This window comes from Caldalkalibacillus salinus (assembly GCF_016745835.1).
GTDB classification, from domain to species: domain Bacteria; phylum Bacillota; class Bacilli; order Caldalkalibacillales; family JCM-10596; genus Caldalkalibacillus_A; species Caldalkalibacillus_A salinus.
Window position 1 is genome coordinate 132,004 of the sequence record NZ_JAERVL010000006.1, and the last position, 15,519, is coordinate 147,522.

Here is a 15,519-nt window from a genome sequence, read left to right on the forward strand (position 1 = left end):
GTCGCTAACACAGCTGTCATGGTGTGATCAATGACTGATCCTCCCAGAAAATGAAAATCTTTAGCAATACACCTCTGCCACTCGCATAAGCTGATAAATAAGACATGCTTTGTGCTAGGAGGAGGGAAGTAAGTGTCATCTTTGTTTTATCACCAATGGGGGCTGTTTTTTATTTCTGAAGGCTTAATCTGGATACTCATGGTTTTCTTTCTACTTGCTCGGTATCTATTGCGTTTAAACGGCTTAAGTCTTTTTTTATTGTTGTTAGTCATCTTAGGAAATGGCTTTCAGCTGTTTCTGGGGAGTGTGGACTATTATTTTACGGGGAAGGTCTCGTTTTTTCAGGTTTTTATCATTTTATTTATTATTTATGCCAGTACGTTAGGGCAAGCAGATTTCAAACGTTTGGATCGTTATATCAAACAAAAAGTATTGACATGGCAAAACAAGCGGGGGTGGATGAGACACGAGATGCTTGAGGTTATTCGTCCTGAACCTGAAGCAGAACGCCTCGCCTACAGAAAGTATAGAAGGCAACTCTTGGCTATACATATCCTTGCCTATCTGGTGATGCACACGCTCTGGTTTATGATTGATGTGAGTGTATCTTATGGTGCCACAACCCGCTTTGATATCGCGGAATGGATGCAACACCCACATCGGGGATGGTTTCACGACCCTTTTTTCAATATCTTGAGTTATGTTTGGAGTCTGTTTCTCATTTATGATTTAGCCGTGCCCTTTACTTATGGGCTCAGTAGATCTCAGTTAAATAAATAGAATGTTGGCTACCGTTTTTATATTTAAAGTGGTGTCATCTAGTCAATAGGACGCCCAGATGGGGATGACTTAGGTATTGATCGCTTTGACCTCCAATGTTTGCACGTGGTGTCCTTCAAGCTTTAATGCCTTAAATTCGTAATGGCCGTATGTTATCTTTTGGCCTTCCTTGATATTCATATTCTGCGTGAGTACCCATCCTCCAATGGTATCGATTTCTTTCGCTTCAATATGAATGCCCAACACTTCATTAACCTCAGTCACAAGGACTTTGCCGTCAAATATATAGTGATCGTGCCCCTTTTTTACTATCCTTGGTTTCTCATTGACGTCGAATTCGTCTTGTATTTCACCTACAATCTCCTCCAGTATATCCTCTACTGTCACAAGTCCAGACGTCCCCCCATACTCGTCAATTAATATAGCAAGGTGGCGTCTTTCCTTCTGCATTCGTATTAATAAGTCGTGTATCGGTATGGTCTCTAAGACTTCAATTACGGGACGGACGTAGTCATTGAGTGAATGTGGCTCTATCTCCTCAACCGTTAATCTAACGTGATCCTTGAGGACTTCTTTAATATTGACCATCCCTAAGATGGTGTCTTTGTCGTTATCCATAACAGGATAACGTGTAAACGGCTTTTCCTGAGCCATTCTTAAAACACCCTCAATATCGTCTTCTAAGGAAATGGTAATCATCTCTGTTCTCGGTACCATGACCTCTCTGGCTATCCGATTATCGAATTCAAATATTTTATTGACATAGTGATATTCAGACTGGTTAATTTCCCCGCTTTGATAGCTTTCTGTTAAAATGATTCTTAATTCTTCTTCACTATGCACGACTTCATGCTCGGAAGCGGGTTGTAGCCCGAATAAACCGACGAAAAATCTGGCTGATCCATTCAGTGCCCATATAAATGGATACATCAATTTATAGAATAATATCAAAGGCGGTGAGAGCAACAAAGTGACTTTCTCTGCCTTTTGAATGGCGACGGTTTTGGGTGCTAACTCTCCAATCACCACATGTAAAAACGTAATCGTTATAAAAGCGATCGCAAAAGAAAGAATATGTGAGACGGAGCTTGGTAGATTTAAGTCGTGAAAGAGCGGGTTCAACATACGCTCAACTGTCGGTTCTCCTAACCAACCCAAACCTAGAGCCGTGATGGTAATACCGAGTTGACACGCTGATAGATAGCCATCAAGGTTAGAGAGGACTTTTTTAGCCGCTTGTGCTCTCTTGTTTCCTTCATCCGCCAGTTGTTCGATTCTTGTGCTTCTTATCTTAACGACGGCAAACTCAGCCGCAACGAAAAAAGCCGTGAAAATAATTAATATCGCCACTAAAATTAAGTTAATGATAATCAAAGTGCTCCAAGATCATGTCGATCTCGGTTTCACCTCCATCCGTTCATAACCACTCATTTTATATTGTACATTTACACCGCTATTTATGAACGAATGAGACAAACATCATCTCCTACCCGTATAGGTGGCATGGATTTCAGATGGACCATTGGAGTCTCTACTTAATAAATATTTGACTCTGTCTTATCAATCATGATTTCTGTTGCCTCGACAAGATGTGCGCCAAATGTTGTACTTGAGTGGCTCCAAATCATTAATTTGTCCCCACTATTTAATTCTGAAATGGATGCTTCTTTTCTTTCAACGAACCCTTCATCGTCAGTTATTTTATAGAACTTAGTATTTTTAGTAATCAATATAGGAAATTTTTCATGAATAGCTGAATTCACCGAGAATTCGTTCACTGAGAGTTCGTAGTCATACCTTAAATTTCTAATAAGAGTATCAAACCAAATATCATTTTTTGTTAGTTTATACTCTTTTACACTGTTTAGTATGGCAACATCTCTTGATTCTCTTGTATAATCTTGAGGAATATAAGTGAAATACCAAATGAAAATGATTGAGGCAACCAATAGACCTGATACTAGATATAAAAACAACTTGGAAATTTTCTTCAAGATTCGCACCTCCATTAATATTAGACGGCAATATCCACTAAAAGTTATGAATTTTTTTAGTCTACTGTAGCTGCTGCCATGAATCACTTGGAAGCTGGCAAATTGGATGCGGCCCTTTGGTCCGTCTGTATTTTTTAAAACGAAAAATTCTTCTAAACCATTTATTCTAAGAGCATCTACGAAGATGAGAGCTGAAAGCAGTGTGAACAGTTCACGTACAGCTGTTATCCAATTACAGTAGAGGTTATAGACGTTACAAAGCCATTCCCCGATAAAAGGGAATGGCTTGTAGTGGCTTCCGCAAAGCCGGTATCATCGCTGTAAGGTTCAGTCTACTATTATTTCTTTTGTATCATGTCCTCGTATAGCACATCGGCAATATGTACCGCTTGAAGATGACGATCGGGGCGGCCAAATTTGCGGATACCCAGTTTCATTTGTAACAAGCAACCGGGGTTAGAAGTGACAATAGTGATGGCCTCGGTCGCATTCACTTGTTCCATTTTATCGGCAAGGATGTGAGTGGCCATCTCTGATTCAATAAGGTTATAGATACCGGCTGATCCACAACAGTGATCGGCCTGGGGCAGTTCAATATAGCTGTTCTCATCAACCGATTTCAATAACTTGCGTGGGGCTTCATGAACATTCATCCCGTGTCTCAGATGACATGAATCCTGATAGGTCATTAGGTTAAGTTTTGCCCTATTTTTCTGCGTTTTTTGGGTTTTGGTGCCTTGATCCACTAACCAACTTGATAAATCCTGTATGCATTCAGCAAAACGAACGGCCCGGTCATGCCATTCGGGCTCATGAGCCAGCAAGTGAGGATACTGCTGTAAAAAGGCCCCACATCCACCCGCATTGGTGATGATCGGTATGAGTGAGTCTTTGTCCTGAATCGCATGGCACGCTTGTTCGAATGCGGCGATGTTTTGTTTCGCTAATGATTGAGCCTTGTCAAACTCTCCAGCGTGAGCATGAAGGGCACCACAACACGTTTGCTGCTGGGGCACGGTAGGGTTTCCCCCTCTATGCTTCAATAGTTTGAGGGTGCGCTCATTCGTTTCGTGAAACATGACGTCCATGATACACCCTGTGAAGAACGCCACAGGGTGTTTGACATGTTCGGGGTGTTTAGGGTTCGGAGCCTGTTCGTCATATTCAGGATGGTCGGTATGATTGGTGGCATTTTGGTGTAAATGTGCTTTTCTTTCCCTCCTCGACTGCCATAGTGTCCGGGGTGATGGCATACGTGGCATAACGGCTTCCATTTCTAAAAAGGGCTGCCATTTTTTATTGATCTTTTTTAAGAGCGATAAGAGACCTGATTGTCTCACAACCCATTGGATACCGAAGCGTTGATAAGCCCATAACATGACACCCATCCCTTTCAGCCAGCGCTGGTGAGGTATCAGTGTCTTAAAAAAGAAGCTGCGTAGCATGCTGACGGGCCAGGAGTACCGCTTGCGCTTAGCCATGATGGCCCGTGCCTCTTCTAATATCTGTCCATATTGTACACCTGAAGGACATGCGGATTCACAGGCACGACATCCTAGACATAGACTCAGTTCCCGTTCAAATCGCTCACTCGGTTCTAGTTGTCCGTCTACGACGGCTTGAATTAACGCAATTCTTCCTCTGGGTGAGGAGGCTTCATTTCTCCCCGTTTGAATAAACGTGGGGCAGGTCGGCTGACAAAAGCCACAACGCGTACAATTTCTTAGCTCATCCACATTTTCGAAATGTTGAAAGTCCTGGGCCGTATTGTTTAGATTCATGCGCCGATCACGATCCTTTTTCTGGACGCTTTGGCAAACACTTTACCGGGATTCATAATGCCCGTCGGGTCTAAGGCTTGCTTAAGGCTCTTCATCACCGCGATGCCACTCTCTCCTAGCTTCCATTCCAGATAAGGTGATTTAACCACACCGACACCATGCTCCCCCGTTATGGTGCCACCCATCTCTAAAGCTGTGGCGAAAATGTCTTCAAACGCTTGCTCCACGCGATGAATCTCTGCTTCATCCCGACTGTCTGTGACACAGGTGGGGTGCAAATTCCCATCCCCTGCATGACCGAACGTGCAGATTTGAACGTCATACTTGTCGGCAATCTTATTAATGGCTCGGACCATATCAGCCAGTTTTGACCTAGGTACGGTGGCATCTTCGAGTATCGTTGTCGGTTTCAAACGGGACAAAGCGGTTAATGCGGAGCGTCTCGCGGTCGTTAAGCGCTGACCTTCTTCATCGTTCTGAGCGACTTGAACGGACACGGCATTCGCTTGCTCGCAAATAGTGCGTATTTTTTCAATATCTCTATTGACGATGGCTGGTGCACCATCCTGTTCAATGAGTAAAACGGCACCTATATCTGTGGGAAGACCCAGTTTGGCATAAGCTTCGACGGCTTGAATGGTTCTCTGATCCATAAACTCCAAAGTGGCTGGAATCATTCTCTGGGCGATGATGTCCGACACCGTTTGAGCGGCCTGTTCCATGGTGTTAAACCAGGCGAGCATGGTCCGTTTCGTCTCGGGCAGGGGCAACAGCTTTAGGGTAGCCTCCGTGACAATGCCTAACGTGCCTTCTGAACCAACGAGGAGTTTAGTCAAATCGTACCCCGCTACATCCTTGGCCAGTTTGCCCCCTGTATGCAGGACATCTCCGTTGGCGAGCACCACTTCGAGACCTAAGACATAATCCTTCGTCACCCCATACTTCAATCCCCGTAAGCCCCCAGAGCATTCACTAATGTTTCCTCCTAAGGTGGAAATCTTCATGCTACTCGGGTCAGGGGGATAGAACAGCTGACGCTCCTCCATCTGTTCGATGAAGAACTGTGTGTTCACACCGGGCTGGACTCGTGCACATACGTTTTCCTCATCCACCTCTATGATCTGATTCATGTGATCAAAGAGGAGGACAATTCCTCCCTCTAGTGGCACCGTTCCAGCACATAAATTTGTGCCTGCGCCTCTGGGAACGATTGGGATGTGATGGGTTCGACATAAGCGAACGATTTGTTGAACCTCTTTCGTGTGACGTGGTTTGACAACGGCGTCAGGTAAGGATTGATACTGCGGTGTAGCGTCATAGGAATATGAGAGGCGAGTGACGTCGTCATCACCCACGTTTCCATCACCTACGATCGTCTTCAGCTGATCGATCACGGCTGATTCTAGCATTTTACCACTCCTTATACGCTCCCTTGGTTTAATAGATAACGGGAGGGGATGACCAGTTTACCCATAGAGACCTCTTTCGTAGCCCCAGTTGCTGTGGGTATCGTGTTCGCCTCTCCGTTTAAAAAGGCGTAGCCTAACAAAGCAAAAGCGACCGCCTCTTTGGCTTCACTTGTGATGGGGGTGACGTCGTCCATTTTATGAACATCCACATCAAGCGCCTCTTGTAGTCCTGCCATGATACGAGGATTTTGAGCGCCCCCACCCCCAACGAGCAATTCTTCAATGTTTACTCGCTTAACGGTGTCAAACTGTAGGGCTTGAGAGATCGACTCAATCGTGTACTGTGTGGCCGTAGCGACCCGATCGGGGATAGACAGACCTCTGTGCTCCCCTTCCTTCCATCGTGCTTCAATCCACGTTTGGTTGTAACGCTCTCTTCCAGTGCTTTTAGGAGGGGCTGCTTGGAGGTATTCATCACGGTCTAACAAGTCCTGCAACCAGTCATGATCCACCCTGCCCTGACCGGCCAATTGTCCATCCTGATCGTACGTCTGTTGTCCCTTTGTTGCTCGCTGCACAAACCCGTCGATGAGGACATTCCCGGGACCTGTATCAAAAGCGATGATGTCATCCTCTTGATGGCTGGGTGGCAGTACGGTCATGTTTCCGATCCCGCCAATGTTTAGGAGGATTCTCCCTTTTGAATGGTGACGAAAGAGCAGATTATCGATAAACGGCACGAGTGGGGCGCCTTCTCCGCCAGCGGCTATGTCACTAGGACGGAAGTCCCCTACGGTTAATATACCTGTGCGTTCAGCTATTTCAGCTAGCTCTCCGATTTGCAGTGTAGCGCCCTTTTCGGGCATATGATAGATCGTTTGTCCATGTGAGCTGATAAAGTCGATATCTTCAGGAGACCGCCCCACCGTTTGGAGTAAGTTTAGTGTGGCCTCAGCGAACTTTTTTCCTAGCCAATGATTCGTTTCGCAGATCAAAGCCACATTTGACGTATCGGGTGAACATAGTTGCAAGAGTCGTGCTCTTTCTTCAGATGTATAGGCTAACGTTTGAAAGTGTAACAGTTGTGCTTGAACGTCTTTGCCCTTTCCTGTTATCTGGACGAGTGCTGCATCAATGCCGTCTAAAGACGTCCCTGACATCAAACCGACGGCTAATGTCACCTTCTTTGTCACAACTTCACGAATCCATGTGTCCATCCTTTCCCCCCTGTTTTTTATTTGACTTGCTGCCCAAAAAGTGTATCGCTTGTCGTGTTTGATCTAACCACTTGATACTATCCTCATACTCTTCTGAAGCCACACACATATATAAAATATCGATGACGTGTAACTGGGCTAAACGAGATGACGTAGCCGCTGATCGAAAGACTGCTTCTTTAGACGCGGAGGTAAACAGGCGTATACTCGCGCGCTCTGAGACTGAAGTCGTGCCGTACTTGGTTAAACTGATCGTTGTGGCACGCTTCTCATTGGCAAGGTCAATCAATTTGACCACTTCTTCCGTTTGCCCTGAGAAGGATATACCCATCACCACATCATCTTCGGTTAAGTTAGCCACATGCATGGCCGCCATATGAATATCTGAAAAGGAGACGGCTTCTTTGTTAATACGCAAGAACTTCTGCTGGGCGTCTAAGGCGATAATACTTGAGGCGCCAACCCCAAAGAAATGGATTCTTCTTGCGCTTAGAATCGCCTCGACGGCTCGGGCTAAAGCATCAGGGTTGAGCATTTCCTCCGTCTCCGTAATCGCTTGCACACTGTTGCTCGTCATCTTTGACAGCACTTCAGATTGTGATTCATGCGGATGTATATCGCGGTAGCCTTCTTGCTTTGGTTTTTGCAGATCGCCTGCAATTCTAATCTTCAAATCTTGAAACCCTTTTAGCCCCAAGGATTTGCATAGTCTAATCACAGCGGCACCACTGGTATTAGTCCGTTCTCCCAGTTCACCGGTGGTACACAGCACAGCGGTATCGGGGTGCTTAAGTATATAGTTTGCGATCTTTCGTTCTGAAGGTGGCAGACTGGCTAACATTTCTTTGATCATCGTCAGTCCGCCGGTCGTTGACGTGTGCATAGACTGTATATTCCTCCTCTTGTTTGAGCCGCTGTGGATGTTGTAGTAATTTTTTAGTGTCTCTCAAAGACTAAAGCTACGGTCTTTATTGTAAAACTTAAAACTTAGGAATCGTGACGGGCATTGTTCCTTTTGCTTTTTTACGCCCATAGAGAATGTCTGTCGCCACTCTTAAGGCTGGATTGGTAAATTCATAAGTGGCAATATAAATATCTACATTTGGAAAGTGAGCCAAATCGTATGGGCTGCGCATGGCCATAACGGCCACCTGTACGTTGTCTAGCTGACAAAGTTTTTGAACGAGCTCAGCCTGTGACGACCTCTGGCCGGCCGTTAACGTTCCGACAATCACGGTGTCATAGTGTGCAGCTTCATCCAGCACATCTTCTATTTCTAATAACGTCGGCTCAGCGGATAAAATGTGTACGGACGCCTGAGGGTCTACACGCTGCACTTCTGCGCCCAATGTATGATTAGAGAAGCGCTCATCCTCTACCCAAGTCAGATAGGAATTCTCAGGGTAGACCACCAGTGTCCGATATCCTGTCACTTCAGATGATGGGTTGAGGGGTAAATGATGCTCTCCTTTGACGAGGGTGACCCCTTGTTCATACACATCATGCGCTAATACCTCATGATCCTGACACCCCACCGTCGAAGGAACGGACAATGTAAATGTATCGGTGATGTCTTCCCATGAGAGATAAGTCTCTTTTAACCTTTTAACTCGACGGTAAGCTTCATCAATGCGCGCCTGCGAGCATTCCCCCTGAAGCAGCGCCTCTTCAATCGTTTGGATGGCCTCTTTTTGTAATGTAGGCAGGTGCGAAATCATCACCAGATCGACCCCTGCTTGAATCGCTTGAAGCGCTCCCTGAGGTGTCCCTACTGTGTCCGCAATCGCCTTCATTTCCATACAATCCGTTGTCACGACGCCGTCAAAGCCTAAAGTCTCTCGCAATAATCCGGTTACGATCGATTGGGACAGTGTAGCGGGCCTCCCCTGTGGTTCTAAAGCAGGAAAATCAATGTGAGCCGTCATCACTGTATCTGCGCCTGCCTGAATACACTGCTTAAAGGGGACGAGTTCGACTTCTTTCAACCGGTCGAGCGAATAGTCTATCTGAGGTAGGTCTAGATGGGAATCCACATGGGTGTCTCCGTGACCGGGAAAGTGTTTCAACGTTGTGATCACTCCTGCCTCCTGCATGCCTCTCATGGTTGCCTGACCGAACCGCGCTACCGATTGAGGATCTTCGCCATAAGAGCGTACACTGATGACGGGATTATACGGATTGTTATTGACATCAACGGTAGGTGCTAGGTTCCAATTAATGCCCAACGCTTTTAGTTCTATCCCCGTAGCCTTACCCACTTCATAGGCGTACCGTTCTTGGTTTGTTGCACCTAGACACATGGCCCCTGGGAATATGGTCGTCCCTTCCCCTAGCCTGCGCACAACGCCATTCTCCTGGTCAATACAAATGAGTAGAGGGCGTTCATGTCCCGCTTCTTTAGCTAATTGTTGAAGTTTCGTCGTCAGTTTCAAGACATCTTGGGTTGTGCCAATATTACGCCCGAAAAGAATGACACCACCCACATACCACTCCGTAATGAGCGTTTCCATCTCCTTGGAGACTTGCTCGGGACGTTCCGCTTTAAACCCACACACCATGAGCTGGCCGATCTTTCGTCTTAATGCTTCCTTATCCTTCATCATTACTCTTTGACGCCTCCTAACGTTAGACCTCTAACAAAATATTTTTGGAACATCAGGAAAAAGATAATCATTGGGATGGCCGCAATAGTCGCGCCAGTCATTAATAGCTTAAAACTAGCAAGGTTTGCATCCTGTAACGTCTTCAAGCCGGCTGGCAAGGTGAGCAGTTCTGTATCATTGATGACGATGATGGGCCATAGGAATGCGTTCCATATTAGCACGAAAGTAAAGATAGATAGGACGGCCATCGCGGGTTTAGCTAAAGGTATAATGATCGTGTAAAATATTTTCCACTCAGAGGCCCCATCAATTTTGGCCGCTTCGATTAATTCATCCGGGATAGAGAGCAAGAACTGTCTCATTAGAAATACCCCAAAGGCTAGGGCCAGATTAGGAAGTATCAGGGCCCAATGTGTATTAAACAGTTCTAATTTCTGGACCATGATAAAAGTTGGCACGAGCGTCACCTGCTCAGGAATCATCATGGTTGAAATAATGACCCAGAAGATCAGCATTCGACCGGGGAACTTTTTCTTGGCGAGTACATAGCCTGCCATCGTATCTAATAGGACCAGTAAAAAGGTGCCGAGTAAGGCGATATATAAACTGTTAAATAGCCAGCGTAAGATCTCCGTTCGTTCAAATAGTGTGACAAAACTCTCGAACGTTTTCTCTCTCACTTCTGTCATTTTCTCTTGATGAAACTGTGCTTTCTCCGATTCTCCTGCACTTAAGGCTGCTCGCTTTTTCTGCCACTGTGACATATATTCTGTGATCCCTACAGGATAAAGCTTAGGGGGAGTCGATTCGACATATGATACGGGGCGCTCCATCTCCTCATTCTGATAGGCCGGTAATTGCAAAGCGGTCACAAACACCCAATATAGAGGAAGGATGGAGACGAGAGCCATGACAAGCAGAATCATATAGATTAAGGGTTTGCTTAGTGAAGATAATTTTAGTTTCATTATGTCCCCCCTTCCTAATTCTCTGTCCTAAACCAACGGTATTGAAAAATTGCGAATATCATAATAATGAAAAACAGAATGACGGATTGGGCTGAAGCAAGACCGAAGTTAAAGTCACGGAAGGCCGTTTTGTAAATGACATGCACAATGGTCTCTGTCGCATTACCCGGCCCACCGCCCGTCATCATAATGATCTGCGTAAACACTTGGAAAGAGCCAATCGTACTGAGGATGACCAAATACAACGTTGTGGGTTTGATCAAAGGCACTGTGATGCGCCACCAACGTTGAAACGGACTGGCGCCATCGATCTTGGCCGCTTCGTATAATGTCGGGCTGATGTTATTCATCGCTGCGAGATAAATGATGATCCCTGCCCCGGGTGGAATGAGAATGGACATGATCATCAAGGCTGGCAAGGCTGTTGCGGTTTGATTTAACCAGTCAATCGATTCGATGCCAAACCATCCGAGCACATAGTTGAATAATCCAAAACGATAGTTATACATCCATCTCCACACCATGGCGATGATGACCATAGACGTCACTGTCGGCAGGTAAAACGCGGAACGAAAGAACGACTGAGACAGTTTGCCTAAAGGGTGAATCATGGTGGCGATGATGAGCGCCGTTATGACGAATGCTGGGACGGTGACAACTGTGTATAAGAATGTATTCCATAAAGAGGTGCGAAACAGTGGAGATTCAAACACATCGACATAGTTTTTGAACCCGACCCACGTTGTTTCAAAGACCCCAAACTCCTGAAAGGATAAAACAAACGACCATAATATCGGTATGAGCATAAAAACAGTAAAAAATAAGAGCTTAGGCATTAAGAATAAATAAGCCGCTTTGTTCTTTTTTATTTCCTGTAAGAGCGTGGGGCGCTTCCTTTTCTTTTTCCCATGTGGACGGTGTGATAAAGCGCCTTGCTTTGAGTGTTCAAATTCGGTTTGTACAGACATAAGACGCGTGGCCTCCTCCTTCAATGATAGAGAAAGGCTCCCTTCTCCTCGTAGGAAGAAGAGAGCTTCTACTCTGTCTGTAAAGCTGTTCTCTGTTTACTGTTTTTTGTTTACTGTTTACTGTGTTTCGTTTTATTGTTTGTGTGATCTGTTTTCTGTTTTTTGTTTTTTGTGCTCTGTGTTTTCGTTGTTTCTATCTCTGTCGCTATTCCCCGATAATGCGTTCAACCTCTTGGCGTGCATCCTGTAAGGCTTCAGCCGGTTCTTTTTCCCCATTTGCCGCTAGTTGTAATTCTTTTTGAATCGCTTCGTCTATTCTGGCCCACTCCGGATGACGCGGTAGCATCACCGCTTGCTCAGATAATGCCTGGGCACGTGCCATTTCTGGGTTGTCTGCGAAAGGTTCCATCTCTGCCGTCGATTGTAGCGCTGGGAAAATCCCGTAGTGCTGAGCCATCGTAAATTGTTCCTCTGTGTTTGATATGTGCTTTAAGAATTCGGCTACCATTCGACGCTTATGATTATCTTCTTGCATAAACATCACCCAGCCGCCGACGCCGCCTATTGTGATAGGTTCCCCTGTATCACCCGTCGGGTACTCTGCCACCATGAAATTGGTCTTCCACTCTTCACCTTGAGCGGAGACGATCGCCCAAGTGGCCCAAGGCTGTACCGCAATCGAGCGTTGTTCCTCTGAAGCCCAAGCTTGCCAAACCTCACCTACGTTAGGACCTCCCATCTCCGTTGGCGCCACCTCATGTTCAAATTTGAGGTCGATGAATTTTTGCAGGCCACTGATGGCCTCCGGAGAGTCAAAAGTATACTCCGTAAAGTCATCGCTCAGTGGATACCCACCGTCCATTAACAAGAACGGCCAAGCTTCATAGTATCCGGGTAGTAGATACGTGGAAAAACCGTAAACATCGCCATCCGTGAGCTGTTTCATTTTTTCTACAAATTCGTCATACGTCCATTGACCATTTTCAGGGGGAGTGACCCCTTTTTCTTCAAATATATCTAAGTTTAGTAGCATAGCATGGACGCTAATAGAATTCGGTACACCGTATAGTTGACCATCGTGCATATACGCCTCTAGCGCATTGGGATAAAAATCATTTAATTCCTCTTCAGTATAGAAATCATCCATCGGTTCGATAACACCTTGTTCAATATGATTAATACTCACAGCGCCGCCACTGATATCTACGGGAGCGATATCAGGCCAGGCATGCCCTGCTATAGCGACGTTTAGATTATCTCCCATTTCGGCCCAAGGGGTTTGTACAATTTCAACCTCAACCCCCGAGTACATCGCTTCAAACTCCTCTTTTTTCTCTTCTAGCCAGTGATACTTGTTATCCTCTTCATCTGCCCAGCGCGGCCCATCCCAAACTGTAATGGTCCCTGACCAATCTTCCCAAGCGTCACCATCAGCGACATCGTTAGAAGGCTCCCCATCAGCCGGTTCACTATCACCACTACAAGCCCCTAGGAATAAGGACATGATAAAAACAAAGACTAGTGTCAACAACATTCCTCTTTTTTGCTTCATACTACGCTCCCCCTTTTTGATCCGTTTGTCATGTCATAGGCACGTCGTTACCACCTGGTGACATGCTTTTCTAAATGAGTTAATGTCTTTGGGTTTGTCCTGATGTAATCGACTTGTCATGATGACTGCACTTAGCTTTTTGGATGGATCCACCCACACCGATGTGCCTGTAAAGCCGGTGTGGTAGAAACCCCCAGTTTGCTCTCGGTCATACACCCAGCCTAAAGCTCTCCCAACAGACGCATTCGGAGTATAATCTCTTAGTGCCAGCTGCTGAATGTCCGACGACAACCATGGGTTATCCATCATATATAAACGGGCAATAGCAGCAACATCTGTTGCCGTACCGAAAAGACCTGCATGCCCGGCTATACCTTGTAAAAAATAATAACTGTTACCATCATTGACCTCGCCCCAGATGACATTCTGACGAAAATGTTCAAACGATTGCTTTCTTTTACTTACCATCTCGGCTTCAATGCGGTTACCAAACTCCGTAGGGACCATTTGTGATGTGATCTCGTGTGATGGTCGATACTGTAAACCACTCAAGTTCAATGGGCGCACCAAACGATGATACAAAACCTGGGATAGGTTTTGTTTCTCTATGGCTTCTATGACCTTGCCAAGCAGGATGAAGTTAGCATCGCTATATATCACGTCGGTAGCGGGATCTGCTTCTCGTTCAATGCATTTGAGCGTGTCTTCTATGCTATGATTGTTGTTCTTATGTATGACGTAAAAGGGTTGCCAAGCCCTATATCCTGATGTATGAGTGAGTAAATGTTGAATGGTGACACCCTCTCCTACCTTGCCGAGCCAGCTCAGGTGTTTTAAAACAGGGGTTTGTAAACGGATCTTGTCTTCCTGTATCAGCATCAGGATCAGGGTCGTTGTGACAATCTTAGTTAATGAGGCCAAGTCAAAGATATGCGCGGTGCTCAATGCCCGTCGTTCAGGATAAGTTGACGCCTCTCCCATCGCCTGATGCATCACAGGGTAACCGTCTTGTTCTACGAGCATGACACCACCAGGGAAAAGGCCTTTCTGAATCGCATCCCGTAGGAGGGTCGACAGCTTATACTCCAGCAAGTTGGATGGCTTCACGTACATACCCCTTTGCTTCAGTGAGTAGGGCTCTGGCTTCTTGAGCTGAGACATTTGCCTTGAGCATCACGACAGCGACCTTCACTTGATAGTCACAGGATTCTAGTGCTTCTACGGCTTCTCGCTCGGATACTTGTGTCACACTGGTGACAATGCGCATGGCCCTATCACGAAGTTTGTGATTACTCGCATGGACATCAACCATCAAGTTTTCATATACCTTACCAAGCTTGACCATGACCGTTGTGCTAATCATATTAAGGATCATTTTATGAGCGGTGGCTGCCTTCAATCGCGTTGAGCCGCTTAACACCTCCGGCCCGACAATGACCTCTATGGCCGCATCAGCAACGGTTGAGATTTGGGCATTCGCATTGGCAGAAAGGGCATAAGCTTTCGTCCCCACCTTTTGGGCATACTTTAAGGCGCCTAAGACATAAGGGGTACGTCCACTAGCGGAAATACCAATGACCACATCAAATGGGGTGATTTGACGCGCCTCTAGGTCACGTTTGCCCTCTACAACGTCGTCCTCTGCCCCTTCTACTGCCTCGAAAATGGCATGATTCCCACCCGCCATCACAGCCTGTACCATGTCATGTGAAGTACGAAAAGTCGGTGGACACTCTGAAGCGTCTAGAACACCTAAACGTCCACTCGTGCCTGCGCCAACGTAAAATAGTCTGCCACCTTGATTGAGGGATGCGAACACACCTTCCGTCACCTTCTCAATGTCGGGTATGACGTCTTGCACCGCCTCAGCGATCTTCATATCTTCTTGGTTCATCAGTTGCAGAATTCCTTTGGTTGAAAGTTGATCCAACTGCCTCGTCTCTTCATTGATCTGTTCTGTTGTGAGTTGATATAACACTTCCTCGTTCATATCACCAGCTTGCTGTTCTGCTCTTCTCTTCTCCATGCCATCACGACCAATCTTCTTGGTAATTTCAACGCCACTAGGTGACAGAAAATTGTTAAGATATTTAATTCTATAATAGAACGTTGCCTCTTTGATTTCAATCTTTTTTGAAATTTTTTTTTAATGTTTATGCCCTATATTTAAAAGGGTTTTTTATTTTTGTGTTGAATACAGTGTATATCACCTTGGATGATGGCAGCATTGAGCAGCAAGATTTTGCT

The 15,519-nt window shown here is 45.7% G+C and carries 13 protein-coding genes; 1 reads left to right on the plus strand and 12 read right to left on the minus strand.

The genetic code is table 11. The features are described from left to right. Positions 1 to 132: 132 nt before the first annotated feature. Entirely contained in the window at positions 133 to 780 is a 648-nt protein-coding gene (locus tag JKM87_RS06550; RefSeq protein ID WP_202079244.1) for a hypothetical protein, read from the plus strand. A gap of 69 nt (positions 781 to 849) precedes the next feature. Here the strand turns inward: JKM87_RS06550 and JKM87_RS06555 are convergent, their stop codons facing one another. From JKM87_RS06555 to murQ, 12 genes are all read right to left on the minus strand, one after another. Next, on the minus strand, positions 850 to 2,154 hold the full coding sequence (locus JKM87_RS06555; RefSeq protein ID WP_202079246.1) for a hemolysin family protein: 1,305 nt from the start codon (positions 2,152 to 2,154) through the stop codon (positions 850 to 852). Between the two features lie 161 nt (positions 2,155 to 2,315). After that, complete coding sequence (locus JKM87_RS06560; protein WP_202079248.1) at positions 2,316 to 2,774, minus strand: hypothetical protein; 459 nt, start codon at positions 2,772 to 2,774, stop codon at positions 2,316 to 2,318. A 338-nt stretch (positions 2,775 to 3,112) separates the two neighbouring features. Then, complete coding sequence (locus JKM87_RS06565) at positions 3,113 to 4,555, minus strand: (Fe-S)-binding protein (protein ID WP_202079250.1); 1,443 nt, start codon at positions 4,553 to 4,555, stop codon at positions 3,113 to 3,115. Next, positions 4,552 to 5,964, minus strand: coding sequence for a glycolate oxidase subunit GlcD (glcD, locus tag JKM87_RS06570; protein ID WP_202079252.1), 1,413 nt, complete (start codon positions 5,962 to 5,964; stop codon positions 4,552 to 4,554). Before glcD ends, JKM87_RS06565 begins: the two co-directional genes overlap by 4 nt. Before the next feature lie 11 nt (positions 5,965 to 5,975). Further along, positions 5,976 to 7,181: an anhydro-N-acetylmuramic acid kinase gene (locus tag JKM87_RS06575; RefSeq protein WP_202079254.1), complete on the minus strand. Its 1,206-nt coding sequence runs from the start codon at positions 7,179 to 7,181 to the stop codon at positions 5,976 to 5,978. After that, positions 7,162 to 8,064 (minus strand): MurR/RpiR family transcriptional regulator, encoded by a 903-nt coding sequence (locus JKM87_RS06580; protein ID WP_236838648.1) that lies wholly within the window; start codon positions 8,062 to 8,064, stop codon positions 7,162 to 7,164. Before JKM87_RS06580 ends, JKM87_RS06575 begins: the two co-directional genes overlap by 20 nt. Before the next feature lie 97 nt (positions 8,065 to 8,161). Then, positions 8,162 to 9,784 carry a beta-N-acetylhexosaminidase gene (nagZ, locus tag JKM87_RS06585; RefSeq protein WP_236838649.1) on the minus strand — a complete coding sequence of 541 codons (1,623 nt, stop codon included), beginning with the start codon at positions 9,782 to 9,784 and terminating at the stop codon, positions 8,162 to 8,164. Next, positions 9,784 to 10,752: a carbohydrate ABC transporter permease gene (locus JKM87_RS06590; RefSeq protein WP_202079256.1), complete on the minus strand. Its 969-nt coding sequence runs from the start codon at positions 10,750 to 10,752 to the stop codon at positions 9,784 to 9,786. The genes nagZ and JKM87_RS06590 overlap by 1 nt, the downstream gene beginning before the upstream one ends. 14 nt (positions 10,753 to 10,766) lie before the next feature. After that, entirely contained in the window at positions 10,767 to 11,720 is a 954-nt protein-coding gene (locus JKM87_RS06595) for a carbohydrate ABC transporter permease (protein WP_202079259.1), read from the minus strand. A gap of 205 nt (positions 11,721 to 11,925) precedes the next feature. Next, the gene (locus JKM87_RS06600) at positions 11,926 to 13,272 is read right to left on the minus strand and encodes a sugar ABC transporter substrate-binding protein (RefSeq protein ID WP_202079261.1); all 1,347 of its coding nucleotides are present in this window, start codon (positions 13,270 to 13,272) and stop codon (positions 11,926 to 11,928) included. Positions 13,273 to 13,305: 33 nt separating this feature from the next. Next, on the minus strand, positions 13,306 to 14,364 hold the full coding sequence (locus JKM87_RS06605; protein ID WP_202079263.1) for a serine hydrolase domain-containing protein: 1,059 nt from the start codon (positions 14,362 to 14,364) through the stop codon (positions 13,306 to 13,308). After that, positions 14,351 to 15,298 (minus strand): N-acetylmuramic acid 6-phosphate etherase, encoded by a 948-nt coding sequence (gene murQ, locus JKM87_RS06610; RefSeq protein WP_236838650.1) that lies wholly within the window; start codon positions 15,296 to 15,298, stop codon positions 14,351 to 14,353. The genes JKM87_RS06605 and murQ overlap by 14 nt, the downstream gene beginning before the upstream one ends. Positions 15,299 to 15,519 lie beyond the last annotated feature (221 nt).

Bases quoted from the DNA above. Each gene is read 5' to 3' on its own strand.
- JKM87_RS06565 (WP_202079250.1), bottom strand. From the start codon at position 4,555: ATGAATCTAAACAATACGGCCCAGGACTTTCAACATTTCGAAAATGTG.
- glcD (WP_202079252.1), bottom strand. From the start codon at position 5,964: ATGCTAGAATCAGCCGTGATCGATCAGCTGAAGACGATCGTAGGTGAT.
- JKM87_RS06575 (WP_202079254.1), bottom strand. From the start codon at position 7,181: ATGGACACATGGATTCGTGAAGTTGTGACAAAGAAGGTGACATTAGCC.
- JKM87_RS06580 (WP_236838648.1), bottom strand. From the start codon at position 8,064: ATGCACACGTCAACGACCGGCGGACTGACGATGATCAAAGAAATGTTA.
- nagZ (WP_236838649.1), bottom strand. From the start codon at position 9,784: ATGATGAAGGATAAGGAAGCATTAAGACGAAAGATCGGCCAGCTCATG.
- JKM87_RS06590 (WP_202079256.1), bottom strand. From the start codon at position 10,752: ATGAAACTAAAATTATCTTCACTAAGCAAACCCTTAATCTATATGATT.
- JKM87_RS06595 (WP_202079259.1), bottom strand. From the start codon at position 11,720: ATGTCTGTACAAACCGAATTTGAACACTCAAAGCAAGGCGCTTTATCA.
- JKM87_RS06600 (WP_202079261.1), bottom strand. From the start codon at position 13,272: ATGAAGCAAAAAAGAGGAATGTTGTTGACACTAGTCTTTGTTTTTATC.
- murQ (WP_236838650.1), bottom strand. From the start codon at position 15,298: ATGGAGAAGAGAAGAGCAGAACAGCAAGCTGGTGATATGAACGAGGAA.